A 26,819-nucleotide genomic window follows, 5' to 3' on the forward strand; every position below is an offset into this window, starting at 1 on the left:
GTAGATGACATTCCGGTATTGAGCGTATTCTGGCGGTACTTCTTGTACGGGAGAGTTGATGATGCGATCTGGATGGTTTGCGATTGGCGGATTGGCACTGGGGATGTCTATTGCGGTGGCGCAGGGTCCCAAAGAGATTAAAGTGGCGATCAAGACGTCTACCGGGCAGGACGCCGGCACAGCCACCTTCAAAACGGTGAAAAAGGGCGTCAAAGTGAAGCTCGAGTTGAAGAATCTGCCCTTCGGCCCTCACGGCGTGCATATCCACCAGAACGCGTCCTGTGAGGCCCCGGACTTCAAGAGCGCGGGCGGCCACTTCAATCCCGATGGAAAGAAGCACGGCTATATGAATGACATGGGTCACCACAATGGGGACTTTCCGGCAAGCGTGGATATCGGCGAAGACCACAACGGCACGGCAACCTTTGTGCTGGGCTCGATCTCCCTTGACCCGGTGGCACCTAACTCCCTGTTCGCCAATGGCGGCACCTCCATCGTCGTGCATGAAAAGGCCGACGACGAGAAGACTGACCCCAGCGGAAATTCAGGGAATCGGATCGCCTGCGGAGTGATCAAAAACTAGGAACAAGGGATCAGGGATTAGCCGCAAGAAAGTGCCTTTCCTATGAGTCATTTAGGTGCTAGGGTGAAGTACGGTTTAATTTTTCGAGTTCTTGATCCCTAATCCCAGCTTTTTGGGAACCGCACCGGCACCGGCTGCGTATTACAACCTATGGCAACGGCGACTATTCCGGCGATATTTGAACGCGATAGCCGAATGCTGCTGGGGGGGCGAATTCTGCGGCGCGAGCCGTCGATACCTCCAGCCGGGCGCAACTCCCGGCCGGAGCTTTTGCCCGTGCAAGAGAAACCTATGACGGAAGCGCGACTGTCGCCCGAGGAACCGCAATCGCAGCTCCCGCAGATACAGGAGCAACGCGCCGCAGCGGTAGCCGAGCAAGCCAGACTTGCCGAGCTGGCAGTGCGGTGCCTGCAGGGAGATGCGGACGCCTGGGAAAAATTAGCGACCGGACAGCATCGCAGGATCTACGGAATTTGTTATCGTTTCACCGGGTCGGCAACGGACGCTGAAGACCTGACGCAGGAAGTGTTCTTGAAGATGTTCAAGAACCTCGCCAGTTTCGACCCGGCCAAAGGCGGCTTTACGACGTGGTTGACGACGCTAACGCGCAACCTGCTCGTCGACAGCTATCGCCGCTCGCGGATGGATCGCGTCAGCGACTCGCTGGATGAGACGTATGACGGTGAAGATGACGGGCCCTCAAAAGCAGAGAAATTAGCAGACACACGGCCTGGGCAGGAACATCATATGGCCGGGTTGGAACTTCGGGCCCAGATTCAGCAGGCGCTGGCACAGGTGTCGCCAGACTTGCGCGAGGCGGTGATTTTGCGCGACCTCGAAGATATGGATTACAAGGATATTGCCGAGATTCTCGGCGTTCCGCAAGGCACGGTGAAGAGCCGCATCAGCCGCGGACGCAGTGAACTGGCAAAGCTTTTGAAGCGTATAGAAGGGCAGGTGATGTAGGGTGGAAAACATGGGCCAATTCGACGAGTTTGATAGCAACACGATGGCGTGCGCCGTATGCGAGGCGATGTGCCCGGATGCCGTAGACGGCACGCTGAGCGACGCCGAGCGGAGAGCATTCGACAAACATCTGGCGGGCTGCGTCTCCTGCGCTGATGAACTGGCCGAGGCACAACGCGGAGCCGCGTGGATGGCGATGCTCAAGGGCCACACCCCCGAACCGCCCGCAGCGTTATTGCAACGGATTCTGGCGGAGACGACGGGCGCTGCACAGGCGGCTGCAACCTCCCCTGTTCCTGTAGCCGCTCCGATCCTCGCGATCCCGCCCTTCCACCGTGAGACCGGAAACGGGTGGAGCACCCGCATCTCGGCCCTCCGCGGCAAGCTGGCCGACATCTTCTCCCTCGAGAATGCCCGTATGGGCTTCCAGCCTCGGCTGGCGATGACGGCGGCGATGGCGTTCTTCTCTATCGCTCTGACGCTGAACATGACGGGCGTCCGGCTAAGCGATCTACGTGCCGATAGCCTGCGCCCTTCGTCGCTGCGCCGGGCGGTAGCGGACATGGGCGCTTCGGCAACCCGTTCCTTCCAGAATCTGCGCGTGGTGTATCAAGTGGAGTCGCGTGTAAACGATCTGCGCAATAACGACGACGAACAGAATATTCCGGGCACGCTGGACCGGTCGCATGGATCGAGCAACCAGACACCGGATTCGAATGGAACCACGGCTCCCCAGGACAAGCCAGCCAAGAAAGACGCGCCGCCCCAAGGCACGAGCGAACTTGTGCTCCCGATGCCCCGCAACGCAGCGCTCAGGAAGGGAGCCTAGCCATGATTGACGAGACAACAAATCAGGGCCACGCTACTGGCGGCGAACGGGTAGGTTTCTGCCAGGACTGCGGGCGTCCTCTGACACGGGAGACGGTGCGAACGGTAGGCTCGGGAGTATTCTGCGAGTCCTGTCTGGAAGCTCGCATCGCAGGGTCAGCCCAAACAGCGGGCGCAGCCCAGGGACCGGGCGTCCCTCCCCCAACAAGCGGACCTGTTCCGCCTCCCCCGCCATCGTCTGGCGAACCGAGTCCTTTGCTGGCAGGCTTTCTTGGCCTGATTCCCGGTGTGGGCGCCATGTACAACGGTCAGGTTGCTAAGGGCTTCGCTCACCTGGTGGTCTTCGCAGTGCTGGTGTTTTTGTCCGATCACGCGAGTGATGTTTTCGGGGTCTTCGTCGCAGGCTGGATCTTCTACCAGGCGTTTGAGGCTTACCACACAGCCAAGGCTCGTCGAGATGGACTGCCCTTACCCGATCCATTCGGATTCAACGACATTGGCGACCGTATGGGCTTCGGTAAAAACTGGCCCGGAAGCACGTCGCGTCCTGCGGCAGCACCCGCCGACTGGGTAGGCTACGTTCCACCAACTCAGTTTGGGAACACAGCTGCACAGCAAACAACCGCAGCGGAAGAGATTCGCCAGCAGGCCTACAGAGACGCGAACCTAAATACGCCGCCGACCGACTCGCAACAGACCTCGGCAAGCTGGGGTTCGACTCACTACCAGGCACCTTACACTGCCCCTTATGCTCCGACAGCAACAGATGCAACCATACCGCCAGCGCCGGTGGTTCCGGCGCGGCGCTTTCCGGTGGGTGCGATCTGGCTGATCGGCCTCGGACTGGTATTCCTGTTGGCCAATATCGACTCCTCCTTCTTCCGTCTCGACGGACGATGGGTGTTTCCTCTATTGCTTGCCGCACTCTCCGCGTGGGTATTTATCCGCCGCTTGGGTTGGGCAGGAGGTGTAAGCCGCCTGACAAAGGATGGGACTGAAGGTGAATTTGCGGGCGCCCAATTCGTCTACATCCTCCGCGCCCCTGTCATGCTGATGATCCTCGCTATCCTCTTTGCTCTGCAGGCAGCACATGTAATGACATTCGGGCAGACCTGGCCGGTGTTGGTCATCGCTTTGGGAGCAATCTTACTTTTGGAACGCTCTGTAGGCCGTCCACACTACATTGCTCCTACAAACTTCATACCCGGCACACCGCAATCGGCAGGCTATACGCCCCCCTACACAGCGCCAGTTGCTGAAGCACACGCTCCACAATGGCCCGCCACAGACGATTCAGCAAAGGGTGGGCAGTAAGATGAGCTCCTATCCGCCGCCTCCACCCGGTCAGCCACAGTATCCACCACCGTACAACCGGAATGACTGGAAGGCCCAGCAACGCGTACTAAAGCAGCAGGCCCGCATGCAGCGTGCCCAAGCTCGCATACAGATGCGAACCATGCGACGCGGATCGATCGTCGGTCCACTGGTGATCCTTACGGTGGGCATCATATTTTTCCTGGTACAGACCGGCAGGCTCTCGTGGGCACATGCCCTGGACTGGTACGCAGGCTACTGGCCGTTCGTGATGATTGGAGCGGGCGTCATACTGCTCCTCGAATGGGCCATCGACCAGTATCTGCACAGTGATAACCCAGCGCGAGGCACACGAGCCCTCGGTGGTGGGGTGATTATGCTCCTCATCCTTCTGGCCATCGTTGGAGCAAGTTCGCGAGCTGCCAGGCGCGGTATGGAGTGGAAGGAACGCAACTTCGGACACGGCTTTTCAAATTGGGACCACGCCTTCGGAGATCGGCACGACGCTGACGACTCCGCCAGCGCTGCCATCCCTCCCGGCGGGATGCTCACGATCCATTGCCCGCACGGCGATGTGACGGTAACGGGCACCAGTGAAGACGGACAAGTCCACGTCAACGTCCACAAGCAGGCCTATGCATGGAGTGACAGTGACGCAGAGACAAAAGAAGCTCAGCTACAGCCGACGCTGAAACCCGACGGAGCCAATCTGCTGCTGGACGTGGCGGATGTGGGAGGCGGACAGGCAGACCTGACCATCGATGTCCCGCACAACACCGCGCTTGCCATCACAGCAGGACGCGGCGATGTGGAAGTTTCGGAGATCCATGCGAATGTCACGCTGACCGCGAACCACGGACAGGTTGACCTGAGCGGCATCGATGGTGCGGTACAGGCTCACGTCAATGACGACGACGAGAGTGTATCGGCGCATAGCGTCAAAGGAATCGTCACGATCGAAGGCCACTCTGGCGACATCACCGCTTCCGACATCGTCGGGCCCCTGACGCTGCATGGCGACTTCCTGGGAACGACACACCTGGAGCGCATCAACGGAACCATTAGCTTCCAGACCAGCCGTACCCAGTTCCAAGCCGCGCGGATCGATGGCGAGTGCGAGATCTCTCGTGCGGAGTTGCAGGCCGACCAAGTGCTTGGCCCGGTGGTGCTCGTCACCCGGGAGAAGAACATCACGCTGGACCGGGTACAGGGCAGCGTACAGCTCACCAATCGTAACGGCAGCGTCAATGTAACAAACACGTCGCCACTAAATCAGATCACAATCTCCAATCAACACGGTTCCGTCGACCTGGGAGTGCCGGAACACGCCGGATTTGTTCTCCAGGCACAGACGAAAAACGGTGATATCGAAAATGACTTTGGCTTGGAGCCAATGGAGACGGCACACGTCAACGTGCTGACCGGAACAGTCGGCAACGGCGGTCCCTCCGTAAAGGTCGACACCAGCGACGGCGATGTAACGATCAGTAAGAGCTCCGTCGCGCCTCTGCCACCGACTCCGCCTGTCGCGCCTCGCATCACCGTTAAGCCTCCTCCAGCACCTCGCCCCATGATGCCGAAAGTTCCGAAGGTACCAGCTTTGCCCAAAGTACCGGCTGTGCCTTCGCCTCCCGACGCCTAATCACGACACCTCTCTCCTTGTTACGCGGGAGCAGTAACTGTTTGAGACCTCATCGTCACGAGCTGCGGTGACAAAATAGCCGATCACTATCAGCTGCTGAGTCCAGCTCAAGTTCTTTCAGGGACTCAACGATCCAGTCGGCTTCCTTCAATTCTTCCGGAGCATGAGAAGACGCCACGGCGATTACGAAACAGCCTGCCGTCTTTGCTGCGCGGATACCCGACGGAGAGTCTTCAATTACAAGACAATCGGCCGGGATCAATCCAAGTTGTGAGGCTCCAAGCTGATAGGGCTCCGGGCTCGGCTTGCCCAGGCTGACACTTTCGGACGTGACGACCTTTGGCGGTACCGGCAAGCCAAGAGTTCCCAGACGATGCCGCATAACCCGATCAGAAGCTGATGTCACGATGCTCCACTGTGTCGGTTGTAGACCAGCGAGCAGTTCGCGAACACCGGGATAAACGGTAAGACCCGCAGTGTCTTCCGCATCAAAGTCTTCCATTCGTTCGAGCTCAGTCGTCAGATCGAGATCAGGCCTGAGAGCACGAATCGTATCGATGGTTCGCCGGCCATGTGTGCTGTGTATGGAGAAGGTGGCTTCCATTCCATGCAGCTTCGCCCACCTCAGCCAGCTTCGCTCATCCGCTTCGATAGAACTAATGAGGACGCCGTCCATATCGAAAAGGACAGCTCGAACGCTGATCTTCAGGCCTTTAGAATCTGGGGCGCTCATCACTTTTTATTATTGCGCGATAGAACGTATCGGGTGCAAATGACATAAAGGCGCTGCGCGTAGGTCGAAATCCCGTGAAATCTAGAAATGTGACCCCTAAAGACAAAACATCTTTTTCGGTGTTTCTTCTCGTGATTTCTAGAATTGCGGGGCGCAATGAATTGATTCTGCCGATGTTATTTCATCGGCATCTAGCCTCTCTCCCATTAACTTTTCGCACACGCAACACAATTTTCGCCTACAATTTTGAGGCCGCTACTGCGCCCTGTGAGATCTGCTTGAATCTGACCCAACGCATCGCTACCGCCGCCCTCTTCGCTGTCAGCACTCTGAGCTATGCCCAGCTGGAGGGCGACAAGATAGACACCACAGCCGCTCATCATCCCGTCCTCGCCATTCAGGACACCGAAACGGCCGCGCAGCGGGATGCTCGCATGAAGTGGTGGCGCGAGGCTCGCTTTGGCATGTTCATCCATTGGGGTCTTTACTCCATCCCCGCCGGCACGTGGAACGGCAAGCCGTCTCATGGAGCTGGTGAGTGGATCATGAACGATTCCTCCATTCCCGTCGCGGACTACAAGGCGCTCGCGCCGAAGTTCAATCCTGTGGGATTCAGCGCGCACGATATTGTGGCCCTCGCGAAGTCCGCGGGCATGAAGTACATCGTCATTACCGCCAAACACCATGACGGCTTCGCGATGTTCGACTCCAAAGCGAATCCCTTCAACATCGTTGACGCGACACCCTTCAAGCGCGATCCGCTGCGCGAGCTTGCCGAGGAGTGCCGTAAACAAGGGGTTAAGCTCGGCTTCTACTACTCGCAAGATCAGGACTGGACCTCTCCTGGAGCCAGCGCGCTCAAGACCGGCGACCATCAACCCCCTACCTACCACTGGGACAAAGCGCAGGACGGCGACTTCGATACCTACCTGCACACCAAGGCCATCCCACAGATCAAAGAGCTTCTCAGCAACTACGGCGAGTTCCCTGTCGTGGTCTGGTTTGATACTCCTACCGGCAACATGACGCCAGAGCGCGCGGCGGAGATCGTGACCTTGCTCAACCAGCACCCCAACCTCATCTGGAACAACCGCCTCGGCGGTGGATACAAGGGTGACACGGAGACACCCGAGCAGTACATCCCACCCCAGGGTTTCCCGGGCCAGGATTGGGAGTCCTGCATGACGATGAATGACACCTGGGGCTTCAAGTCTGACGACACGGACTTCAAATCCACGGAGACGCTGCTGCACAATCTCATCGACATCGCCAGCAAAGGCGGCAACTATCTGCTCAACATCGGGCCTGATTCCAATGGCGTTGTCCCAGCGGCTGAGGCTGAGCGCCTGCACGAGATGGGCAAGTGGCTGGCAGTCAATGGTGAAGCTATCTACAGCACCGGACCAACTCTCTTCGGCGCAGAGGCAGGTGCGTTCAGTTCTACGGAAAAGAACGGTGACGGCAAGCCAAAGTTCATTGCCGCGTGGAACTGGCGGTCGACCACTGGCCGGGGAGCCAACGCCAATAAGATCTACATCGAGATCTTCAACTGGCCCAGCGGCTCATTCCATCTGGACAAGCTGTCACGCAAGGTCACCAGCGCCTACCTGCTGGCAGACCCGGCACATAAGTCTCTAAAGCTGACGCGAAATGGGGACAGCCTCGAGGTACAACTCCCCGCTCAGGCTCCAGAGGCCATCGCCTCGGTGCTTGTGCTCAAGACAGCGAAGTAGACGGCTGGTCGGGCTCAGCCCACCAGCCGTTCGCAACGCACGTATAGATCAGCATCGGCACCAACAGCATGAGATAGAAGTAACCGTCGACCAGCACGTTGAACAAAGTGAAGACGGTCAAGGCGATGATGCTCCAACGTAGAGTGTCTTCGAGTGTCGCGCAGCCTTTGCGGGCAAAACAGTAGACGAAGATCGCAATCATCAGTACGGCTTGCAGCCTCAGCAACTTGTCGGGCCGGATCAGGTACGTCACCCAATACGACAGATTGATCGGCATGGCCTCGGCATGGGCCATCAGCTCCCACTGCCCTACCGTGTTGTTGGCGATGCGCCGAGTTGCCGACACTAGAAATGGTCCTGCGACCGCAAGCGATCCGAGCGCGGCAAGCAGTGTGAGCTTGATCGTCTCCAGCCATCCGCGGCGACGGAGAGCGTTGAGCAGGAAAAATGGGAAAAGAATCCAGCTGAACTGATAGATCGCCATGCTGACGCCGAAGACAAGCGCGGCCCAGGCGAAGTGCCGACGCTGCATGAGAACGTAGATCGCGACGAGGGTGAACCAGTGCGGCGGCAGGTAGAGTTCGTGGCGATACTGCAGGAATGGGCATAGCAGAAAAAGCCCCAGGAGAACTGCGACTTCATGTCGTCGCTCCATCCGTGCGGCCCAGAAGATAAGCGCAGCGCTGGCTGCGACGTAGACAATCGATCCAAACCGGATATCAAGGTGAGCGGCGACAAACGGGAAGAAGGCCACCATCATTCCCGGGAGATAGGGAAAGTCGTAGACGCGGTCGGCTACGTACATCCGCGCATAAGGGTTGATGTGGTGCAGCAGATTGGTATCTGCCCACTGGATGACCGGGAGCATGTCAGAGCGGAGATAGGTCAAAGGAAAGCTGACGATCGCCAGAATCATTCCCGCGATATAGGCGGTCAGCGTGACAGCAAAGATCCAGGTGGCATTCCTGAGGGGCTTTGAGGTTAATCCGCCGAGAAAGATCAGCAGCGGGATGAAGACGGCTAGTGACAGGAGCGGATGTAAGCGATAGCCAAGCGAGGCAAAGTGGTGAGACTCGTAGGCAAAGAGCAGGAGGAACAAGATCTCGAAGAGCAGCGTCAACCGGAGAGCTCTGTCTGGCGACCACCAGACAGGCATCCCCCCTTTTTCGGAAGCGAAGAGCAGTTGCCAGAGAGCAGCGAGAAAGCCGATTGTGAGCGGCAGCAAGAGGAACTGGTGGGCTATCCCGATGGGGCGTCCGGACCACCCGTCGCCAACGAAATTGACGATCAGGAGCAGCGCTGTAAACCAGCCTGCGCGACGGTATTCCATCGGGTCTAGTCGGGTCAAGTGAGTCTCTAAGCAATGAAGATTTGAAGCTTGGCTACGATTGTAACGAGGAAACTTCTCTTATGATGCAGAACGGTAACAATTCAGGCCGACTACAGGGGTCTACCTTCATGGGGGCTTGAACCCAAGGTTGCGGCGTGGCTGCTTCAAGCACCCGTAAAAGCGCTCACGCAGAGGGCGCGGAGGAAAACGCCAAGGACGCGACGGCTTCCGTGGCGAGGGCTTCATACGCGTGGCCGTTTGAGTCTCGGCGCTCCATTATGTGGATGTAGTCGCACACCGGAAGGAGGGCTGAATCATCTCTGAAAACTGGGTTAAAGTAGAAAAGCCCATCACAAGGATGGGCTTTTCAGAAATAATGCCGGCGATCACCTAATCTCCCACACACTTACGCGTGCAGTACCATCGGCCCAACGAGGCTTAACTTCCGTGTTCGGGATGGGAACGGGTGGGACCCTCGCGGTAAACTCACCGGCAAACTTGAGAAAGATGCGCCACAGCGCGATCGTTCACAACTGAATAGATTGAGCAGACATTTACCAAAATAACGTATTAGTTATATCTCTATAACTACAAAGCTTGTGTTGAATATCTCTAGAACAATGTGAACTAAACATTGCGCAGAGTAAATTCTATGGACAAGCCGAACGGGCGATTAGTACTGGTAAGCTACATGCATTACTGCACTTCAACCTCCAGCCTATCAACCAGGTGGTCTTCCTGGGCCCTTCATTTCCCTTACGGGTTGGGAGATCTCATCTTAGAGCGTGCTTCCCGCTTATATGCATTCAGCGGTTATCACAACCGAACTTCGCTACCCAGCCGTGCCATTGGCATGACAACTGGAACACAAGAGGTTCGTCCATCCCGGTCCTCTCGTACTAAGGACAGCCCTCTTCAAATCTCCTACGCCCACAGCAGATAGAGACCGAACTGTCTCGCGACGTTCTGAACCCAGCTCACGTACCGCTTTAATAGGCGAACAGCCTAACCCTTGGAACCTTCTACAGCTCCAGGATGCGATGAGCCGACATCGAGGTGCCAAACCGAAGCGTCGATATGAACTCTTGGCTTCGATCAGCCTGTTATCCCCGGCGTACCTTTTATCCGTTGAGCGATGGCCCTTCCATACAGAACCACCGGATCACTAAGGCCTGCTTTCGCATCTGCTCGACTTGTAGGTCTTGCAGTTAACCACACTTATGCCTTTGCACTCGACGGTCGATTTCCAAACGACCTGAGTGTAGCTTCGCGCGCCTCCGTTACAATTTAGGAGGCGACCGCCCCAGTCAAACTACCCGTCTTACTATGTCCCTCTTCCCGATAAGGGAAGGAGGTTAGAATCACAACACTCGCAGGGTGGTATCTCACCGTTGGCTCCACCAAGTCCAAGAACCTGGTATCAAAGCCTCCCACCTATCCTGCGCAGCAAGAGCCGTAACTCACAGTAAAAGTATAGTAAAGGTGCACGGGGTCTTTTCGTCTAGCTGCGGGTAACCGGCATCTTCACCGGTACTACAAGTTCGCCGAGCAACTCGTTAAGACAGTCGAACGATCGTTACTCCATTCGTGCAGGTCGGAACTTACCCGACAAGGAATTTCGCTACCTTAGGACCGTTATAGTTACGGCCGCCGTTCACCGGGGCTTCAGTTCGAAGCTTCGAGCTTGCGCCCTAACCTCTCCCTTTAACCTTCCGGCACCGGGCAGGAGTCAGCCCCTATACGTCGTTTTAGACTTTGCAGAGACCTGTGTTTTTGTTAAACAGTCGCCGTTCGCGTTTCACTGCGGCCCCCCTAGGCTTGCACCCACGGGGGCGACCCTTCTCCCGAAGTTACGGGTCTAATTTGCCGAGTTCCTTAACAAGCTTTCACTCGAGCGCCTTTGGATATTCTCCTCGTCTACCTGTGTCGGTTTGTGGTACGGTTCCCAATCTTTCTCCTTAGAGGTTTTTCTTGGCACCATGAAATCAGCAGCTTCAAGCCCTACGGCTCTGCTTTACGCCTCACTGTTAAGCTTCTCCGGATTTGCCTAGAGAAACCAGCTTCACGCGTATCGAACCACATAGCCATATGTGGTCCTGCTTATCCTTATGCGTCACCCCATCGTCAAACGAACTATTGGGAGGTCCGGAATATTAACCGGAAATCCATCGCTTACGCCTTTCGGCCTCAGCTTAGGGACCGCCTAACCCTGAGCGGATTAACCTTCCTCAGGAAACCTTAGACTTTCGGCGGGAAGGGTTCTCACCTTCCTTATCGCTACTTATGCCGGCAGGGTCTCTTCTCTAATGTCCACGTATCTTCCCAGTTACGCTTCATCCACGAGAGAATGCTCTCCTACCACGCACACTCAAAAGTGTGCATCCGCTGCTTCGGTATATAGTTTTAGCCCCGTTGTATTGTCGGCACCGGACCGCTTGACCAGTGAGCTATTACGCTTTCTTTAAAGGATGGCTGCTTCTAAGCCAACCTCCTGGCTGTCTGAGCGTTCCGACTTCCTTTCCCACTTAACTATAATTTTGGGACCTTAGCAGGCGGTCTGGACTGTTTTCCTCTCGACTGTGAAGCTTAGCCCCCACAGTCTGACTGCCGTGCTGGTTGTAATCGGCATTCGAAGTTTGGTTGGATTCAGTAAGCCGGAAAGCCCCCTAGTCCATCCATGTCTCTACCACCGATCCAAATCACACGACGCTAGCCCTAAAGCTATTTCGGAGAGAACGAGCTATCACGGAATTTGATTAGCCTTTCACCCCTACCCTCAGCTCATCCGAGCTTTTTTCAACAAACACCGGTTCGGTCCTCCAATGGGTGTTACCCCATCTTCAACCTGGCCAAGGGTAGATCATCCCGCTTCGCGTCTATTCCTGCCAACTGAATCGCCCTATTCAGACTCGCTTTCGCTGCGGCTCGCTCACGCTTAACCTTGCTGACAAGAATAACTAGCCGGCTCATTATGCAATAGGCACGCGGTCAGACATTCCCTTACGGGCATAGTCCTCCCACTGCTTGTAGGCACACGGTTTCAGGTACTTTTCACTCCCCTCTCGGGGTGCTTTTCGCCTTTCCCTCACGGTACTGGTTCACTATCGGTCAGAAACGAGTATTTAGCCTTACGGGATGGTCCCCGTGGATTCAAGCAGGGTTTCTCGTGCCCCGCCTTACTCAGGTACCTGCTTCGAGTCTGGATCAATTTCGTCTACGCGCCTGTCACGCTGTTTCGGGCTGGTTTCCACACAGCTTCGACTATCGACCAGATTGGTAACTCTACTGTTGCAGGCCCTACAACCCCCGAATTACCGAAATAATACGGGTTTGGGCTGTTCCGAGTTCGCTCGCCACTACTATCGGAATCGAGGTTTCTTTCTTCTCCTGGAGGTACTGAGATGGTTCACTTCCCTCCGTTCGCTTGCTCCTACCTATGTATTCAGTAGGACATAATATGGGTTTGCCATATTGGGTTTCCCCATTCGGAAATCTCCGGATCAATGCCTATGTGCGGCTTCCCGAAGCTTATCGCAGCTTGTCGCGTCCTTCATCGCCTGTTTCTGCCAAGGCATCCACCGTGCGCCCTTAGTAGCTTGACCATAGAATTTACTCGCACGCATCAGAGTGAAAACCTCTGACCGTAGGGAGTAACCTACGTTGTTTAGTCCGCCTTTGTAACTTGTCCTCACTGGATTAGGGTGAGGGGTTACTAGAATATTCTAAAGACACTCAACACTGTAATCAGCTAGATCTATCGAAACTACCGATAGCTCCAAGCTGCTCAGCCTTGTAGTTATATTTACCCAATCTATTCAGTTGTCAAAAATCGTCTGCGGCAACAAAGTGTTGCAACGCTACGCACTCTGGAGTGCGCCTGAGACATGCTCAAGGATCAGAATCCGCTATGAGCGGAGACTCAACCTCGAGCAGGTTTGCTTCGATGAAACCTTTTGAGAGTTATGGTGGAGCTGACCGGGATCGAACCGATGACATCCTGCTTGCAAAGCAGGCGCTCTCCCAACTGAGCTACAGCCCCACTTCCTTCAGTATAACCGAAGAATGGAATATGGTGGGCCTGGGTAGACTCGAACTACCGACCTCACCCTTATCAGGGGTGCGCTCTAGCCAACTGAGCTACAGGCCCGGCATCGCCGAACAGCTTTGCGCCGGTTGGCGTGCTTACTCTGTCGCCCGGCCCATTCCAAAGAATGTGACGCGGACTCTTGAGCTCTCTCGAAGGTTTTCGAGGACACAGTTGAACGTGCTATCCAGCTACGCCGGATATGACCATCGTTGTTGATTCATACGACAAAGAGAAGGTTGAGTTCAGATTCCCCATCTCGCACTCTGCCGACCAAGATCGGCTTTGCTTGAGGTAGGGGTTGTCTGGCCTTTCGCACCTATCAGGTAGCACCTTGCGGTGGCCTGCTCGCAATCGCGAGGCTAGGATTGATTACCAGAGCGTTCTCTCTTAGAAAGGAGGTGATCCAGCCGCAGGTTCTCCTACGGCTACCTTGTTACGACTTCACCCCAATCATGAATTACACCTTGGGCGGCTGCTCCCTTGCGGTTAGCGCACCGACTTCTAGTGCAACCCACTTTCGTGATGTGACGGGCGGTGTGTACAAGGCCCGGGAACGTATTCACCGTGGCATGCTGATCCACGATTACTAGCGATTCCAGCTTCATGGAGTCGAGTTGCAGACTCCAATCCGAACTGAGGCCGGCTTTTTCCGATTAGCTCACCCTCGCGGGGTTGCAGCGGTTTGTACCGGCCATTGTAGCACGTGTGTAGCCCTGGACATAAAGGCCATGAGGACTTGACGTCATCCCCACCTTCCTCCCCGTTATCCGAGGCGGTTTCGCCAGAGTGCTCAACTAAATGGTAGCAACTGGAGATAAGGGTTGCGCTCGTTGCGGGACTTAACCCAACATCTCACGACACGAGCTGACGACAGCCATGCAGCACCTATATACAGACCCATTGCTGGGAGACGATATTTCTACCGTTGTCCTGTACATTTCGAGCCCAGGTAAGGTTCTTCGCGTTGCGTCGAATTAAACCACATGCTCCACCGCTTGTGCGGGCCCCCGTCAATTCCTTTGAGTTTCAGCCTTGCGACCGTACTCCCCAGGCGGATTGCTTATCGCGTTAGCTTCGACACGGTAGGATTGGGTACCCACCACATCAAGCAATCATCGTTTAGGGCTAGGACTACCAGGGTATCTAATCCTGTTTGCTCCCCTAGCTTTCGTGCATCAGCGTCAGTTATGGTCCAGTGAGCCGCTTTCGCCACAGGTGTTCCTTCCGATATCTACGCATTTCACCGCTACACCGGAAATTCCACTCACCTCTCCCATACTCAAGCCCGACAGTTTCGCATGCAGACTTCGGGTTGAGCCCGAAGATTTCACATGTGACTTATCAAACCGCCTACGCACCCTTTACGCCCAATAATTCCGAACAACGCTTGCCCCCCTCGTATTACCGCGGCTGCTGGCACGAAGTTAGCCGGGGCTTCTTCTCTCGGTACCGTCATTATCTTCCCGATCGAAAGGAGTTTACATCCCAAGGGATTTCATCCTCCACGCGGCGTTGCTGCGTCAGGGTTTCCCCCATTGCGCAAAATTCCCCACTGCTGCCTCCCGTAGGAGTCTGGACCGTGTTTCAGTTCCAGTGTGTCCGTGCGCCCTCTCAGGCCGGATACAGATCATCGTCTTGGTGGGCCATTACCCCGCCAACTAACTAATCTGCCGCGAACTCCTCTTCAAGCGCATTGCTGCTTTGACCCGTAGGTATTATGCGGTATTAGCTAAGATTTCTCTCAGTTATTCCCCACTCGAAGGTAGATGATTCACGTGTTACTCACCCGTGCGCCACTGTACTCAGGACCGAAGTCCCTTTCTCGTGCGACTTGCATGTGTTAGGCACGCCGCCAGCGTTGATTCTGAGCCAGGATCAAACTCTCGTTTAATCTTGGTTTGCTCTGCCTTCTAGGACAGGGGTCCGAAGGCTCGAGCGCTCCGCTCGCTCGAAAGGAGCGGAGGTAATAATATAGTGAGAATGACCCAACCAAAGGTCGTTTCATCTCACGACTGGCACGTTCAACTATGTTGTCAAAGATCCTGACTGTTCTCGCCTAAGCGGACAGTTTTGGATCAAGGACCAACTCTGGGCAAAGCCGCAGGTTTGTGTCCTCGAACTTGATTGCGCTGTGTTGTACTGGGGAGATACCGGGCGTGTTTCTTATTCACCGGCCTCGCTGCAGTGTTTTGCGCGAACTTTCTAAGAGTATCGAAGTTTCACTCGCTTGTCAACCTTTATTCTCGCGATTTTCTTGTCGCTTTCATTCTTCCATCTGAACCCGTCGGGGCGTGGAGAACAAAGCGACCAGAGCGTGAGATGGTCAACCAACAACAGCACAAATTATCAAAACACCGTAACGACTCGATAAGGAGTCGCGGAGCCTAAGCTCCTTGGATACACCACTTGCAGTTGCTTGGGTTTGTGTCGGCCGGCTCAGCGAGCTCTTACTACCGCGATCAAACGCTTGGACTGCGCTCCGACTTGCCATACTCACCCCTGAGGGGTAGGCGCGAAGCATTTGTTTCTGTTTCCCGTACCAACCAAGAGTATCGCATCGCCTTGCTTTGCGCAACCCCTTGAGGTTGATTCGTTTTCCTTGCCACTTCTTTGCCACATCGTTACGACTGCGACTTGTTGAGATTAGCAACGATTGGAGCTTCATGCAAGCCAATAAGTGTGGATAGCTGTGGAGGACTGTGCATTTCTCGTCTTTTACCCGGCTATTCCCTCTTCCTTACAGCGCGGAAACCGCTAAAAACCCTGGATTTTCAAGGGAAAACGACGTTTAGCGGATGTTTCTCGTGCAGACTATAAAAACTGCGCCGAATGTCCTGGATCATTCGTTGTGGACCGTGGGCAAAGGAGATTGAGCGCTTTAGGCACGGGATATCGTGCAATCGAGATATACCGCCCCGGCAGGGCTCTATTTTCTTTGGGCCCGTAACCCAGGGTGGAGGCGACACGGCGAGCAAAAAGCGCTCTCCGCGTCGCCTCCACCCTGAGCTGGTATATATCGCCCCTTTGGGGCTTGTTCCCGTGGTTGTTTGACCCTCTGCGCTGCGTTTAGCTGCTGTACTCCATTTTGTGTTGATGTAGTCGCGCATTTGAAGGCCGGTTGAATAGTTACCCTGTGGTCATTCCATGTCGCAGGAGAAAAGAGCATATCCAAGGGCTGAAGCCCGCTCTGGGACTGCGCTTTGATGTCCGGACTAAAGTCCGGATCTAAGCGCAGAGACAAAAGCAAATACGCTCTCTGATCTGACTCATCATCAAGCTCACATCTCGCGATCGGTGAAACCACTCTTGGCCATGATTCGATAGAATCCGCATCAGGTAAACACCACACATGGAAGCCAACGAAATTAGCGAGTTCTCTCAGGAGATGAATGAGGCAGGTGAGGGCGGTATGAAGCATATCGCCCTCATCATAAGCGTGCTGGCGGTATTGGTTGCAATGGTTACAGTACTGGGCCATCGCACGCATACGGAAGCCATTCTGATGCAGTCGCGTGCCGCCGACCAATGGAACCAGTATCAGGCCAAAAAGATTCGGCATGGACAGCTCAGCTCTACTTCCGACCTGCTATCCCTGCAGCCCAGCACGAACGATGCCGCCGTGCAGCACAAGCTGGCTGAGTATAAGGCGCACCTCGAAAAGCTGGACGAGGACCTTCTTGACGAGCAGAAGAAGGCCGAGGAGTTTGAGCACGAAGTAAGATTCTCCGAACGCCGAGCGAATCGCTACGACCTGGGCGAAGCACTCCTGCAGATTGCAGTAGTGCTCGCGTCGATTACGCTGCTTACGAAACAGAAGACTTACTTCGTGCTCGGTCTGGCTCTGGGTTTAGCTGGGTTGTTGACCGCCCTGTCCGCGTCCTTGATCCACTAAAAGACCAACGGGCGAAATGGTTTATCGTCATGCGAATTAGAGAAACCTGCAGGTTGTCCGCGCACGCAATAGTGCTGGTACAAGCAACCTGCAGGTCTCTCCGCTACGGCGGCAAAAAGCGCCGCGTCGCACCCCAGCGAACAAAAGACGCGTTCGCCGGGGACCCCGCACTCCGGTCGAGATGACAATGTATGGGTGAGGTCGAAAAAGGCACATCACGATATTCGTGAAATGCTTTTAGAACTTCGCCGGCTCTTCCCATGCCGTAAAGACGAACTCGTGGAGAGGCTTGCGTTGGCGGGGTGCAATCTCCCGCTCACGCACAGGCTCCGGTAGCGTGTCCGGATCACCGAAATAACCGACAGCCGTTACCGCGCCGATGGCAAATTCTTCGGGAATCGCGAAGGCCTCGCGCGCTTTGTCATGGCTGAAGCCTCCCATTGAGTGAGTGTGCAGGCCGAGCGCCGTTGCCTGGAGGGAGAGATTGGCTGTTGCCGCGCCTGTGTCATGCAAGCCGTAATGGTTGGGGTTGCCATTATGACCTAAGGTCTTTTTCGCTGCCGACAGTATGAGTACGGGAGCGCTCTTTGCCCATCCCTGATTGAACTCAACGAGGGTGTCGAAGATTTTCTTGTAGGTCTCATCGCCGCGATGGCCAACGAGGAAACGCCATGGCTGCTCGTTGGACGAAGACGCCGCCCATTGCGCCGCTTCGAAGAGCTTTTTGACATCGTCGGTGGAGATCGCCTTGTCGGCGAAGGCGCGAGGGCTCCAGCGTCCAAGGATGACTTCTATGACGCCTGGTAGTGCCGGTGCGTGCTTCAGTTTTTCAATCGCTTCTGAGTTCTGAGACATTCTTCGCTCCATGGGAGAAATTTCTCTACGTTAGATTCGGTGGTTCTGAGGTAAGACTCATACCTTCTGTGGACTCTTAGAAGCCGTCGGGCTTGTTCAATACGCCAAGATCGACGAAGCCATTGACGAAGTACTGCACGGCGAGCGCGACCAGCAACAGACCCATAATGCGGACGAGGATGCGGATGCCCGTTTCGCCGAGCATGCGGGCGACGCGGTCGGCGCTGCCGAGAACCAGATAGCAGATCGCGGCAGTGATGGTGATCGAACCGAAGATCGCGGCCATCTGCCAGTGAGTCTGGGCCTGGCCGACCAGCACCATCACGCTGGTGATGGCGCCGGGGCCAGCCAGCATGGGAATGCCCATGGGCACGATGCCGACATCGTCTTTCGAGGAGGCGGCCTGAGTCTCGTCGGGGCTCTCCTGTGTGGCCGAACGCTTGGCTTCGAGCATGTCGAGGCCGATGAGGAGAAGAATGATGCCGCCGGAGATCTCAAACGCTGGAAGCGTGATCCCGAAGAGGCGGAAGATGTATGTACCTGCGACTCCAAAGCCTGTGAGGATGACGAACGCAGTCAGCGAGGCCTTGCGGGCGGTACGGCGGCGCTTGGCGGCATCCTGATCGGCGGTGACGGCGAGAAACGTGGGCAGCGCAGCGAATGGATCAACGAGAAAGAAGATGGAGCTGAGCGCGAGCAACGAAAAACGGACGTAGGCCGACCCTTCCAAGCGGGATAACGCAGCTGTGTGAGGATCAAACATGACTCTTTGATTCTTTCACGACAGATCGGGCATGCTTTCGAAACGGCTGAAACGACACGTTGCCGAGCCCTAAAACATCCAAGGCGGATGCCTGCCCGCATGCTAGACTCAAACGCATTCAGAGCCATGATCTTCATGATCGATAACGGCCCATCCCCCACACACAGAGTGAGTTGCAGCAGATGACCTATGGCTGGAGCGAGTTACTGAAGAGCGGACTGGGCACGCTGACTCTTCCTTGTTTTTTTCTGGCTCCCGGATACCTGGCGAGTTCGCTGACGAACGTCTTCGAGTTCAGGAAGCAATCATGGGTCGAGCGGCTACTGTGGTCTCTGGTGCTGTCCGTGCCTGTGTCCCTGGTACTGGCCGTGCATCCAGGCGTGGGGCTCTCGCCTTTGTGGACTCTGCGGCTGTTCGAGTTGCTGTTCCTCATCGCCATAGTGCGAGTGGTGTGGGATATACGCCATGACTCGGGGGCTGGACATGCATCATGGGATCGTTACGCGACCATCTGCGCGGTGGCCGCCGCCGGGTTAGTGGCCTATTGCCTGCTGGCGGCGGCTCCCCTTCAGATCCATCAAAAGCTTTATGAGAGTGCCGCCTGGCAGGATTGGAATGTACGAATCCAGCTGGTGAATTCGGCGCTGCGTGGGGGCAGCCCTCCGGGCAATCCGATGTTTGCTATCGATGGCGTTGCCCCGCCCCTCCACTACTACTACTTCTGGTATGTGCTTTGCGCTCAGATCAGCCTGCTGACTGGCGTTGGCGCGCGAGCGGCCTTGACGACGAGCGCCGCCGGAGCGGCACTCGCACTGATGGCGTGCGTGTTTCTCAGCCTGAAATATCTTGGGGTGAGCAGGCACAATCTGCGTCGCCAATGCGCAGCGTCTCTGATGGTTGGGTGCGTTCTAGGGCTGGATATCCTACCGGCCGTCCTGGGGGTTGTACTTCCCTTTCGGAGGGTCCACCCTGACATTCAGCTCTGGCTGGACGATCGTTCGCCGAGCTGGCTGCACTTGATTCTGTGGTCGCCACACCATATTGGAGGGCTTGTCTGCTGCGTCATTGGCGCGCTGCTGGTCCTTCGGACGAAGGACATAAGCGGGTGGCAGAGAGCCGTCTATGCGCTGTTGGCCGCAGTTTGTTTCGCCGCAGCCGCAGGAACATCCACCTTTGTGACGGCACTTTTCGTCCTGGTCTGCCTGGCGATTGTGGGAGACGCAGCCTGGCGGCGCGAGTGGAGAGTGGTGCAAACCATGATCGGCGCCGGAGTTCTTTCCCTGCTGATCGCGATGCCCTTTCTGCACAGCGCGACAGCTCCTCAGGGGCAGGGTCATGCGCGGGGCGCAGAACGTGCCATCAAGATATCGGTTCGCTATAACGACCAGGCCCATCAGATGCTGATGCGCTACTTTCCGGCCAAGGGAGCAGCGCAGGACTTTGGTCACGGCCACAGGTTCGCGATTCCCTTGCGGGTCCAGCAGATGGCTCGCCCCTTATTGATCCTCTCCATGTTCCTGGTGGACTTTGGATTCTTCCTGTTTGTTCTGGGCGATCGCGTGCAGAGAGATTTTTTCTCCCCTGGACGCATGGAGCGGAACCAGCGAATCCTTTGGCTGATGTTCCTGGGCGTTGCCGTGCCTGGTTTTCTGGTGACCTCGTCACCCGCAGAGCTCAATAACGACCTGGGCAGGCATGCGGGGATGTGCATGCGTTTTGTGCTGCTGCTATGGGCGTCCCCTATGGTGGCAACGTACCTGGAGCAGCTTGGACAGGCACCGAGTCTTTCGTCACAGCGGAAGATCGTCCTACAGCGATGCGCTGTCGGAGCGTTTGTGCTGGGGCTGGCGGGGCAGGTGTGGCAGATCGCCGTGAATCGGTTCGACATTCCCCTGGTCGAGGCCGGCGAGGCTCCGCCGTACACGATTGCAACGCGGATGCCGAACATCGGCTGGCGCTTCCATCAGATCCATCTCGCGATGGAAGCTGCAGCCCTGGCAACGGCTCCAAATGCGGTCGTGCAAGCCAATCCAAATGGGCGCCTGGAGCCGGTCTACCTGCTCTATACCAGCCGTCAGATGGCCGCCAGCGACGATGGATGCAATGTGCCCTTCGGGGGCGATCCGTCAGCCTGCCCTCCTATCGCCCAGTCGCTGGTCGGATTGTTTGGCGGAACGGGACCCCGCTTCCATGGCATGTCCAACATCCTTCCGCAGATGCCGCTCCAACCGGAGCTGATCACGACGACGAACTTCGATCGCGTGTGTCGCGAGGACCGGCTTTCGATCGTCGTGGCTACGTATTCGGACCCGGCATGGCACCATCCGGAGAGCTGGGTCTGGCAGAAACAGCCGGTCTATGCGAACTCGACCGCACGAGTCTTTGCCTGTCCTATTCCGTGAGAAGACCACGAATACGGTATAGCTCAGAGGAAGAATCATGCAGCATCGCGAATCGTCCAGCGTTCTTTGAGATTGAGAAACAGCGACTCGTAAAAACGGAAGCTTAGCCACGCCAATAAAAGCGTCGAGAAGAGCGCAAAGGGCAAAAGGATTCGAACACGGTGCATCCCCAGTCCGAGACTGAGTGCTTCGTGATGCTGGACGAGGTAGTTGCAAAAGCGATCAACCAGGTGGCTGTAGAGATCGTGAAAAATGTCATGAAATACATAGGCTCCATAGCTGATTCGACCCATCCAACGCAGGGGATACAGGCTAAGAGCCCGGCTGACAAGCGAACCAGGTTGAAGAGCGAGAAGGATTACTAACCCTGTGAGTATCGAGATGGCGCTGAACCCCCAGGTAAGTGCGCCTTCAGGATAGGGATAGGGATTCGCCAGAAAATGGTGCGCCGGGGTGAGAGCCAACCAAAGAAGGACGGCGGCAAAAACGATAGGGGCAGCGATGCGCGCCCAACGCAGTAGCGCTTCGGAGAGCGGGCCGCGCAACAGAAGCGCCAGCAGGCCACCGAGGAGAAGATCGTCCACACGGAAGGGGGTGGCGTGGGCCAGGATGTTGTATTCGAGCATCCAGGCCGGAAGTAAATGCGAGGCAAGTATACGCATGGCAAGGCAAACCGGAAGCGATGCGGCGCATATCCAGACGAGTTTACGGCGGTCCCTTACCCAGAAGACGATCCACGGCCAAACGAGATAAAACTGCTCCTCGACACAGAGGGTCCAGAAATGGCCCAGGTAGAGCACCACCCAGTGGATAGACGGCGCAGGCAGGAGTTGGAGGTCCGCTAGCCGTTGCAGTGGATCACCCCAACGGTAGGGATGTACATAGCCCACAAAGTTTCCTAAATATGCCGGCCAGACGAGCCAGTGCCAGGACCACTGCCAATGCACGAAGGGATCCAAGGCAAGAAGAACGAGGAAGATGCCGTAGTAGAGCGGAAAGATTCGCAGCGTGCGCCGGACGTAAAAGTTTCGGGTACGGTTTGAGTCGTTGCGACTGTCGAAGAGAATACCGGTAATAAGGAATCCGGAGAGAACGAAAAAGACGTTGACGCCAGCCCATCCCCACGGCAGAAACGTGTAGTGGTAGAGGAAGACCATCAGGAAGGCAATGGCACGGAGGCCGTCGAGTGCAGGATAAAAGGCGCGGTTCTCAGGCAGCGTACGCTCGGTATTGCCAGTAACGGGCAGGCTGTGCGGCAAAAAAGAGACCCCCTCGGAGTCTCTGCAGTTTACTTCACGGCGATGGAGTAAACGGCAGGACTTTGCGCTTCAACTTGGGCATTCGGGCGAAGGAACCTGTCAGGACTACTGATATGGCCTTCGAATGCTGGCTGGGTCTGGCAGAAACAGCCGGTCTATGCGAACTCGACCGCACGCGTCTTTGCCTGCCCTATTCCTTGAGAAAGAGGGCAAATACGATACCCTCCGCTTCGAGTTCCCCTCTACAATTAGTTATGAAACGCGAGAGGAGAACGCTTGAGCGCTCCTCCGCAAAAAGGAGTTTGATGCTATGCCGCTCGAAACAACTACAAATATCTGGCACAACGGCCGACTGATTCCCTGGGAAAAGGCCAACATTCACGTGATGAGCCACGTGATCCACTACGGCTCGTCTGTGTTTGAGGGCATTCGCTGTTACAAGCAACCAGAAGGCGCAGGCATCTTTCGCCTGCCCGAACACATGCAGCGGCTTATCAACTCAGCCAAGATCTATCGCATGCCGCTTGCTTACACTGTCGATCAGTTGAATGACGCGGTCGTCGAGGTCGTCGAGGCCAACGGTGTCACTCCTTGCTATGTCCGCCCCATTGCGTTTCGCGGCTACGGCGAGATCGGCGTGAATCCGCTGAAGTCGCCGGTCGAGGTCTACATCGCGAACTTCCCGTGGGGCAAGTACGTTCCCGGCGATGGTGGCGCAGACGTTTGCATTTCGAGCTGGAACCGTCTGGCGCCCAACACCATGCCCTCGCTCGCGAAGGCTGGCGCGAACTATATGAACTCACAGCTCATCCGCATGGAGGCTGACATCAACGGCTATTCGGAGGGCATTGCGCTCGATGTGAATGGCTATCTGTCAGAGGGCTCGGGTGAGAACCTCTTCATCGTGCGCGGCGGAACGCTGTATACGACGCCGCTGGCGAACTCTGTGCTGAACGGCATTACGCGCGATTCAATTCTGGTGCTGGCACGCCAGCTTGGCATCCCCGTCGTCGAACAGGCGATGCCGCGCGAGCTGCTCTACATCTGCGATGAGGCCTTCTTCACCGGCACCGCTGCAGAGGTCACGCATCTGCGGTCTGTCGATCGCATCCTGGTCGGCGACGGCAAGATGGGGCCGATCACCAGCGCGCTGCATAAGGCGTTCTTCGATATCGTGAATGGGCTCACGCCGGATCGTTACAACTGGCTGACACCTGTGAAGGTTCGCGAGGCAGTTGGCGTTTAGATAGTTCTTTATTTCCTGATCGTGCAAAGGCCCACATTTCTTGGATGAGATGTGGGCCTTCGCTATAGAGCAGCGCTATCGTGAACTAGCTTTTCCATGCCACAGCAAGGAGTTATCTTTCATGTATCTCCGGCACGTTCTTCGAATCATCATGATGCTGAGTGCAGCAGTAACCACCATGGCTCAGCAAACCTCCGCTGCGCTTCCACCGGCTGGGTTTCAATTCACAGGCACTTGGGATTGCGTCGGTTCCTTTGCCAATGGAAAGCCGCACCACTCTACCTTCAATGGCAGCCTCGTTCTGAAGAACACATGGATCCGCCTGGAGGAGAGCGATGTCAGCCCAGCCTCCGGTTATGTCGCAGAGTACCTCATCGGCTATGACGCTTCGACACGCAAAGTAGTCGAATATGACGCGAATAATTTCTCAGGTGCGACTTATACGTCGGATGAAGGCTGGCAAGGCTCTGCGCTTACGCTAACCTCTGCAATCGCTTCTGATCCGAAGGCCTCTTACCAGCAGAATCGCTTTATCTTTCATGTCGACTCGCCGGACACATTCACGATGGACTGGCAGGTGCGACGAACTTCCGCGCCGGAATGGACGCCGGCAGATCACCTTCCCTGCAAACGGATCTCTCCGAAGCAATAACAGGCTCGGAATCTCTACGCCTTAGAATCGTCCTTCGTAACCTGGTTCTCCGATGACGCGAGCGAGTCCCAGCCTGGCAGTTCCTGCGAGCCGATGATCAGGCGCACGCCGTCCCGGAACCGCACGTAGGTATAGGCCCATTGGCGAAAGACGGAGAGACGATTGCGGAAGCCGATGAGAAAGAAGATGTGTACGGTCAGCCATGTGAGCCAGGCCATAAAGCCGCTCCAGTTGGCGTGAAATGGCCACACGATACGTGCCACCGCGGCTTTGCGACCGATCGTCGCCATGTCGCCCTTGTCGAAGTAGCGGAAGGGTTTCTGTTTGTCGCCCTTGCCTTCGAGCAGCAGCCCGATGCGCTTGGCTGCATAAGTTCCCATCTGCATGGCCGGCTGTGCGACGCCGGGAACCTGCTTGCCATCCTGTTCGAAGTGCGCGAGATCGCCGAGAACGAAGACCTCGGGATGACCGGCAGGGTGGAGGTGATCGTCGACGATGACGCTGCCGCGCCGATCGGTTTCGATGCCCAGGGACTGCGCGATCAACTTGCCCAAAGGAGAAGCCTGCACACCAGCCGCCCATAGCGTGCATACGCTTTCGACGCGTTCATCGCCCACCATGACGTAGCCGGGCTGGATATCAGTGACGTGGGCGTTGGTGCGTGTGCGTACACCGAGCGCGTTGAGTTGCTCCACAGCCTTCTTCTGCAGGTCTTCGGGATACGCGCCGAGGATGTACGGAGACCCTTCGAGGATCAGCACCTGCGCCGTGCCTGGATCGATGTGGCGAAAGTCTTTCGTCATGTAAAGCTTTGCAATGTCGGAGATCGAGCCTGCGAGTTCGACGCCAGTAGGCCCTCCACCAACGATGACAAAGTTCAGCGGCGGATGCGCTCCGGTCTCGAGCTTCTGGCGCTCCGCGAGTTCAAACGCAAGCAGCACGCGGCGGCGAATCTCGGTGGCATCTTCGATCGTCTTGAGACCGGGAGCTATTTTCGCCCATTCATCTTTGCCGAAGTAGCTATGCGTAGAGCCGGTGGCCAGAATGAGGTAGTCGTAGATCAGCACGGCACCGCTCTTCAGCTTCACGTGGCGCTCGACGGTGTCGAAGCCGACGACCGCATCCATGATGACTTCAGTGTTCGTGTTTTCGCGCAGAATGCTGCGGATGGGCTGGGCGATGTCTCCTGGCGAGAGCACAGCCAAAGCCACCTGATAGAGCAGCGGTTGGAACGTGTGATGATTCTTGAGGTCGACAACAGTGACATCCACCGGCAGCTTCGCCAGCCCTACTGCTGCGTTGAGGCCTCCAAAGCCCGCCCCTACGATGACGACTCGAGGTCGCCTGCCCGTACCCTGCTCTGCCATCGTCGCCTGATCCTCCGTAGAGTATGTACCTAGCTTACGATGCGCTGGCAGCCCGATTGGTCGCGTGGGACCCACAATCGTCAGGGTTTGGGATCGAGCGAGCGCGTGGCGCAGGTGCCGGAGTGAAACAGCGCGGCCAGGCCACAGGGCGAGTTAAACATCTTATCGCCATCGTGTTCCACGTCGGGAACGAACCAAAGCTGCTGCGAGGCCGAGGTGTTAGCCAGGTCTGGATGACGTCCAAGCAGATAGGTGAAGTATGCTTTGCCGCGAAAAAAGCGATAGGGGCCTTCATTCTCAGCAGAACAGCTTTTGTCGAGAGCAGGATGGTTGGGATCGATATCGTCTGTACCGAGAAGATAGATCACATCGCGATGAAGAAAGTGCTGCTCCAGATCCTCGAAGCTGGAGTTGGCGACATAGGGTGGAGGCTCGTGGATGCCGTACCTCCAGAGGTCATACTTGCCGTAGCAGCTCTTCTGCGGAATAGCGAATGTAAAAGCGGCTTGCGAATCGAGCACAGGACGCTCGGGTGAAAAATAGAGATAGGAAGAAGGATTCGCCACGACATAGCGAACATGAACGCCGGCCAGGATGAGGCGGTCACCGCCGCGCCCTACAACCGCGTAGCGCTGCACAACTTGTCCACCGCCAGAGTGTCCGGCGATAACGACAGTCTTGAGATTGGGAAAGAGCTTGCGATCGGCGAGCCGCTCCAGAATGGCGTCAATGGCGTCGAAGGAACTGACGGTGGAGTTCAGTGCGTTTTCACCCCCCATCCAAGTCTCTGGAGCCCAGCGCAAAATGGCCGGCGGCAGCTTGTATTTCGTCGTGTCGATCTCAGCGAGAAACTGTGGCGTGATCAGCAGCGTTCCCTTGCCCGCCGCGCCCGCATTCCTGATCGCTTCCTGCCCGGAGCGATTGTACGTGTCCGCATTGCGCAGTTTGCCATGGAAGATGATGATCGCCTGGGTGATACCAGGCTGAGGCACGTTCCAGTCCACCGAGATGTAGAGTGGCAGCAGCGCATGATCTTTCACTTGCAGTGTATGGTCGGCGATGGCCTCCACCGGTTTGGCGCTGCTCGCGGTGTCGTCCGAAGCGAACGCAAAAGGTGCAGCAAGAATCACCAACAGGAGCAGATAGAAGATGCGGCGGTTTAGCATG

The 26,819-nt window shown here is 56.4% G+C and carries 17 protein-coding genes, 2 tRNA genes and 3 rRNA genes; 10 read left to right on the forward strand and 12 right to left on the reverse strand.

The window, feature by feature from the left end:
* Positions 1-58 precede the first annotated feature (58 nt).
* The 5 genes from GSQ91_RS24565 to GSQ91_RS24585 all read left to right on the forward strand — a co-directional run bounded on the left by GSQ91_RS24565 (position 59) and on the right by GSQ91_RS24585 (position 5,333).
* The gene (locus GSQ91_RS24565; RefSeq protein WP_254064863.1) at positions 59-583 is read left to right on the forward strand and encodes a superoxide dismutase family protein; all 525 of its coding nucleotides are present in this window, start codon (positions 59-61) and stop codon (positions 581-583) included.
* A 291-nt stretch (positions 584-874) separates the two neighbouring features.
* Positions 875-1,549 (forward strand): RNA polymerase sigma factor, encoded by a 675-nt coding sequence (locus GSQ91_RS24570; protein WP_254064864.1) that lies wholly within the window; start codon positions 875-877, stop codon positions 1,547-1,549.
* Positions 1,550-1,559: 10 nt separating this feature from the next.
* Complete coding sequence (locus GSQ91_RS24575; protein ID WP_158824368.1) at positions 1,560-2,378, forward strand: anti-sigma factor; 819 nt, start codon at positions 1,560-1,562, stop codon at positions 2,376-2,378.
* Positions 2,379-2,380: 2 nt separating this feature from the next.
* Positions 2,381-3,691 (forward strand): hypothetical protein, encoded by a 1,311-nt coding sequence (locus tag GSQ91_RS24580; RefSeq protein WP_158824369.1) that lies wholly within the window; start codon positions 2,381-2,383, stop codon positions 3,689-3,691.
* Position 3,692: 1 nt separating this feature from the next.
* Positions 3,693-5,333 (forward strand): DUF4097 family beta strand repeat-containing protein, encoded by a 1,641-nt coding sequence (locus GSQ91_RS24585; RefSeq protein WP_158824370.1) that lies wholly within the window; start codon positions 3,693-3,695, stop codon positions 5,331-5,333.
* Between the two features lie 55 nt (positions 5,334-5,388).
* Here GSQ91_RS24585 and GSQ91_RS24590 read toward each other — a convergent pair whose 3' ends face one another.
* On the reverse strand, positions 5,389-6,066 hold the full coding sequence (locus GSQ91_RS24590) for an HAD-IA family hydrolase (protein ID WP_158824371.1): 678 nt from the start codon (positions 6,064-6,066) through the stop codon (positions 5,389-5,391).
* 278 nt (positions 6,067-6,344) lie between these two features.
* Between GSQ91_RS24590 and GSQ91_RS24595 the strand changes: the two genes are divergently transcribed.
* Positions 6,345-7,799 carry an alpha-L-fucosidase gene (locus tag GSQ91_RS24595; protein ID WP_158824372.1) on the forward strand — a complete coding sequence of 485 codons (1,455 nt, stop codon included), beginning with the start codon at positions 6,345-6,347 and terminating at the stop codon, positions 7,797-7,799.
* On the opposite strand, the gene GSQ91_RS24600 is transcribed toward GSQ91_RS24595, so the two are convergent.
* The 6 genes from GSQ91_RS24600 to GSQ91_RS24625 all read right to left on the reverse strand — a co-directional run bounded on the left by GSQ91_RS24600 (position 7,783) and on the right by GSQ91_RS24625 (position 15,107).
* Positions 7,783-9,147, reverse strand: coding sequence for a hypothetical protein (locus GSQ91_RS24600; RefSeq protein ID WP_158824373.1), 1,365 nt, complete (start codon positions 9,145-9,147; stop codon positions 7,783-7,785). The genes GSQ91_RS24595 and GSQ91_RS24600 overlap by 17 nt on opposite strands.
* Positions 9,148-9,506: 359 nt before the next feature.
* Positions 9,507-9,623: ribosomal RNA gene (gene rrf / locus GSQ91_RS24605) — 5S ribosomal RNA — on the reverse strand.
* Positions 9,624-9,781: 158 nt separating this feature from the next.
* Positions 9,782-12,731: ribosomal RNA gene (locus GSQ91_RS24610) — 23S ribosomal RNA — on the reverse strand.
* A gap of 361 nt (positions 12,732-13,092) precedes the next feature.
* Positions 13,093-13,168, reverse strand: a tRNA-Ala gene (locus tag GSQ91_RS24615).
* A gap of 31 nt (positions 13,169-13,199) precedes the next feature.
* Positions 13,200-13,276 (reverse strand) — tRNA-Ile (locus tag GSQ91_RS24620).
* Positions 13,277-13,607: 331 nt separating this feature from the next.
* Positions 13,608-15,107: ribosomal RNA gene (locus GSQ91_RS24625) — 16S ribosomal RNA — on the reverse strand.
* The 16S, 23S and 5S rRNA genes sit together here with 2 tRNA genes alongside, the layout of an rRNA operon.
* 1,458 nt (positions 15,108-16,565) lie before the next feature.
* On the opposite strand from GSQ91_RS24625, the gene GSQ91_RS24630 reads away from it, so the two are divergent.
* Positions 16,566-17,108 (forward strand): DUF4337 domain-containing protein, encoded by a 543-nt coding sequence (locus GSQ91_RS24630; protein ID WP_158824374.1) that lies wholly within the window; start codon positions 16,566-16,568, stop codon positions 17,106-17,108.
* Between the two features lie 237 nt (positions 17,109-17,345).
* On the opposite strand, the gene GSQ91_RS24635 is transcribed toward GSQ91_RS24630, so the two are convergent.
* Together GSQ91_RS24635 and GSQ91_RS24640 are read right to left on the reverse strand one after the other, a co-directional pair.
* Positions 17,346-17,963, reverse strand: coding sequence for a nitroreductase family protein (locus tag GSQ91_RS24635; RefSeq protein ID WP_158824375.1), 618 nt, complete (start codon positions 17,961-17,963; stop codon positions 17,346-17,348).
* A 76-nt stretch (positions 17,964-18,039) separates the two neighbouring features.
* Positions 18,040-18,726, reverse strand: coding sequence for a MarC family protein (locus GSQ91_RS24640; protein WP_158824376.1), 687 nt, complete (start codon positions 18,724-18,726; stop codon positions 18,040-18,042).
* Positions 18,727-18,899: 173 nt separating this feature from the next.
* Between GSQ91_RS24640 and GSQ91_RS24645 the strand changes: the two genes are divergently transcribed.
* Positions 18,900-21,128, forward strand: a complete 2,229-nt coding sequence (locus GSQ91_RS24645; protein WP_158824377.1) for a hypothetical protein — start codon at positions 18,900-18,902, stop codon at positions 21,126-21,128.
* Between the two features lie 35 nt (positions 21,129-21,163).
* Here the strand turns inward: GSQ91_RS24645 and GSQ91_RS24650 are convergent, their stop codons facing one another.
* On the reverse strand, positions 21,164-22,387 hold the full coding sequence (locus GSQ91_RS24650; protein WP_158824378.1) for an acyltransferase: 1,224 nt from the start codon (positions 22,385-22,387) through the stop codon (positions 21,164-21,166).
* A 310-nt stretch (positions 22,388-22,697) separates the two neighbouring features.
* Between GSQ91_RS24650 and GSQ91_RS24655 the strand changes: the two genes are divergently transcribed.
* On the forward strand, positions 22,698-23,633 hold the full coding sequence (locus tag GSQ91_RS24655; RefSeq protein WP_158824379.1) for a branched-chain amino acid transaminase: 936 nt from the start codon (positions 22,698-22,700) through the stop codon (positions 23,631-23,633).
* Between the two features lie 121 nt (positions 23,634-23,754).
* Complete coding sequence (locus GSQ91_RS24660) at positions 23,755-24,285, forward strand: hypothetical protein (RefSeq protein ID WP_158824380.1); 531 nt, start codon at positions 23,755-23,757, stop codon at positions 24,283-24,285.
* 14 nt (positions 24,286-24,299) lie between these two features.
* On the opposite strand, the gene GSQ91_RS24665 is transcribed toward GSQ91_RS24660, so the two are convergent.
* Positions 24,300-25,652 (reverse strand): NAD(P)/FAD-dependent oxidoreductase, encoded by a 1,353-nt coding sequence (locus tag GSQ91_RS24665; RefSeq protein ID WP_158824381.1) that lies wholly within the window; start codon positions 25,650-25,652, stop codon positions 24,300-24,302.
* A gap of 80 nt (positions 25,653-25,732) precedes the next feature.
* Positions 25,733-26,818 (reverse strand): alpha/beta hydrolase, encoded by a 1,086-nt coding sequence (locus tag GSQ91_RS24670; RefSeq protein ID WP_158824382.1) that lies wholly within the window; start codon positions 26,816-26,818, stop codon positions 25,733-25,735.
* Between the last annotated feature and the right edge of the window lies 1 nt (position 26,819).

It is taken from the genome of Granulicella sp. S156 (assembly GCF_009766105.1).
GTDB lineage: Bacteria > Acidobacteriota > Terriglobia > Terriglobales > Acidobacteriaceae > Granulicella.

Coding starts and splice junctions, on each gene's coding strand:
- GSQ91_RS24565 (WP_254064863.1), top strand. CDS start 59: ATGATGCGATCTGGATGGTTTGCGATTGGCGGATTGGCACTGGGGATG.
- GSQ91_RS24570 (WP_254064864.1), top strand. CDS start 875: ATGACGGAAGCGCGACTGTCGCCCGAGGAACCGCAATCGCAGCTCCCG.
- GSQ91_RS24575 (WP_158824368.1), top strand. CDS start 1,560: ATGGGCCAATTCGACGAGTTTGATAGCAACACGATGGCGTGCGCCGTA.
- GSQ91_RS24580 (WP_158824369.1), top strand. CDS start 2,381: ATGATTGACGAGACAACAAATCAGGGCCACGCTACTGGCGGCGAACGG.
- GSQ91_RS24585 (WP_158824370.1), top strand. CDS start 3,693: ATGAGCTCCTATCCGCCGCCTCCACCCGGTCAGCCACAGTATCCACCA.
- GSQ91_RS24590 (WP_158824371.1), bottom strand. CDS start 6,066: ATGAGCGCCCCAGATTCTAAAGGCCTGAAGATCAGCGTTCGAGCTGTC.
- GSQ91_RS24630 (WP_158824374.1), top strand. CDS start 16,566: ATGGAAGCCAACGAAATTAGCGAGTTCTCTCAGGAGATGAATGAGGCA.
- GSQ91_RS24635 (WP_158824375.1), bottom strand. CDS start 17,963: ATGTCTCAGAACTCAGAAGCGATTGAAAAACTGAAGCACGCACCGGCA.
- GSQ91_RS24640 (WP_158824376.1), bottom strand. CDS start 18,726: ATGTTTGATCCTCACACAGCTGCGTTATCCCGCTTGGAAGGGTCGGCC.
- GSQ91_RS24655 (WP_158824379.1), top strand. CDS start 22,698: ATGCCGCTCGAAACAACTACAAATATCTGGCACAACGGCCGACTGATT.
- GSQ91_RS24660 (WP_158824380.1), top strand. CDS start 23,755: ATGTATCTCCGGCACGTTCTTCGAATCATCATGATGCTGAGTGCAGCA.
- GSQ91_RS24665 (WP_158824381.1), bottom strand. CDS start 25,652: ATGGCAGAGCAGGGTACGGGCAGGCGACCTCGAGTCGTCATCGTAGGG.
- GSQ91_RS24670 (WP_158824382.1), bottom strand. CDS start 26,818: ATGCTAAACCGCCGCATCTTCTATCTGCTCCTGTTGGTGATTCTTGCT.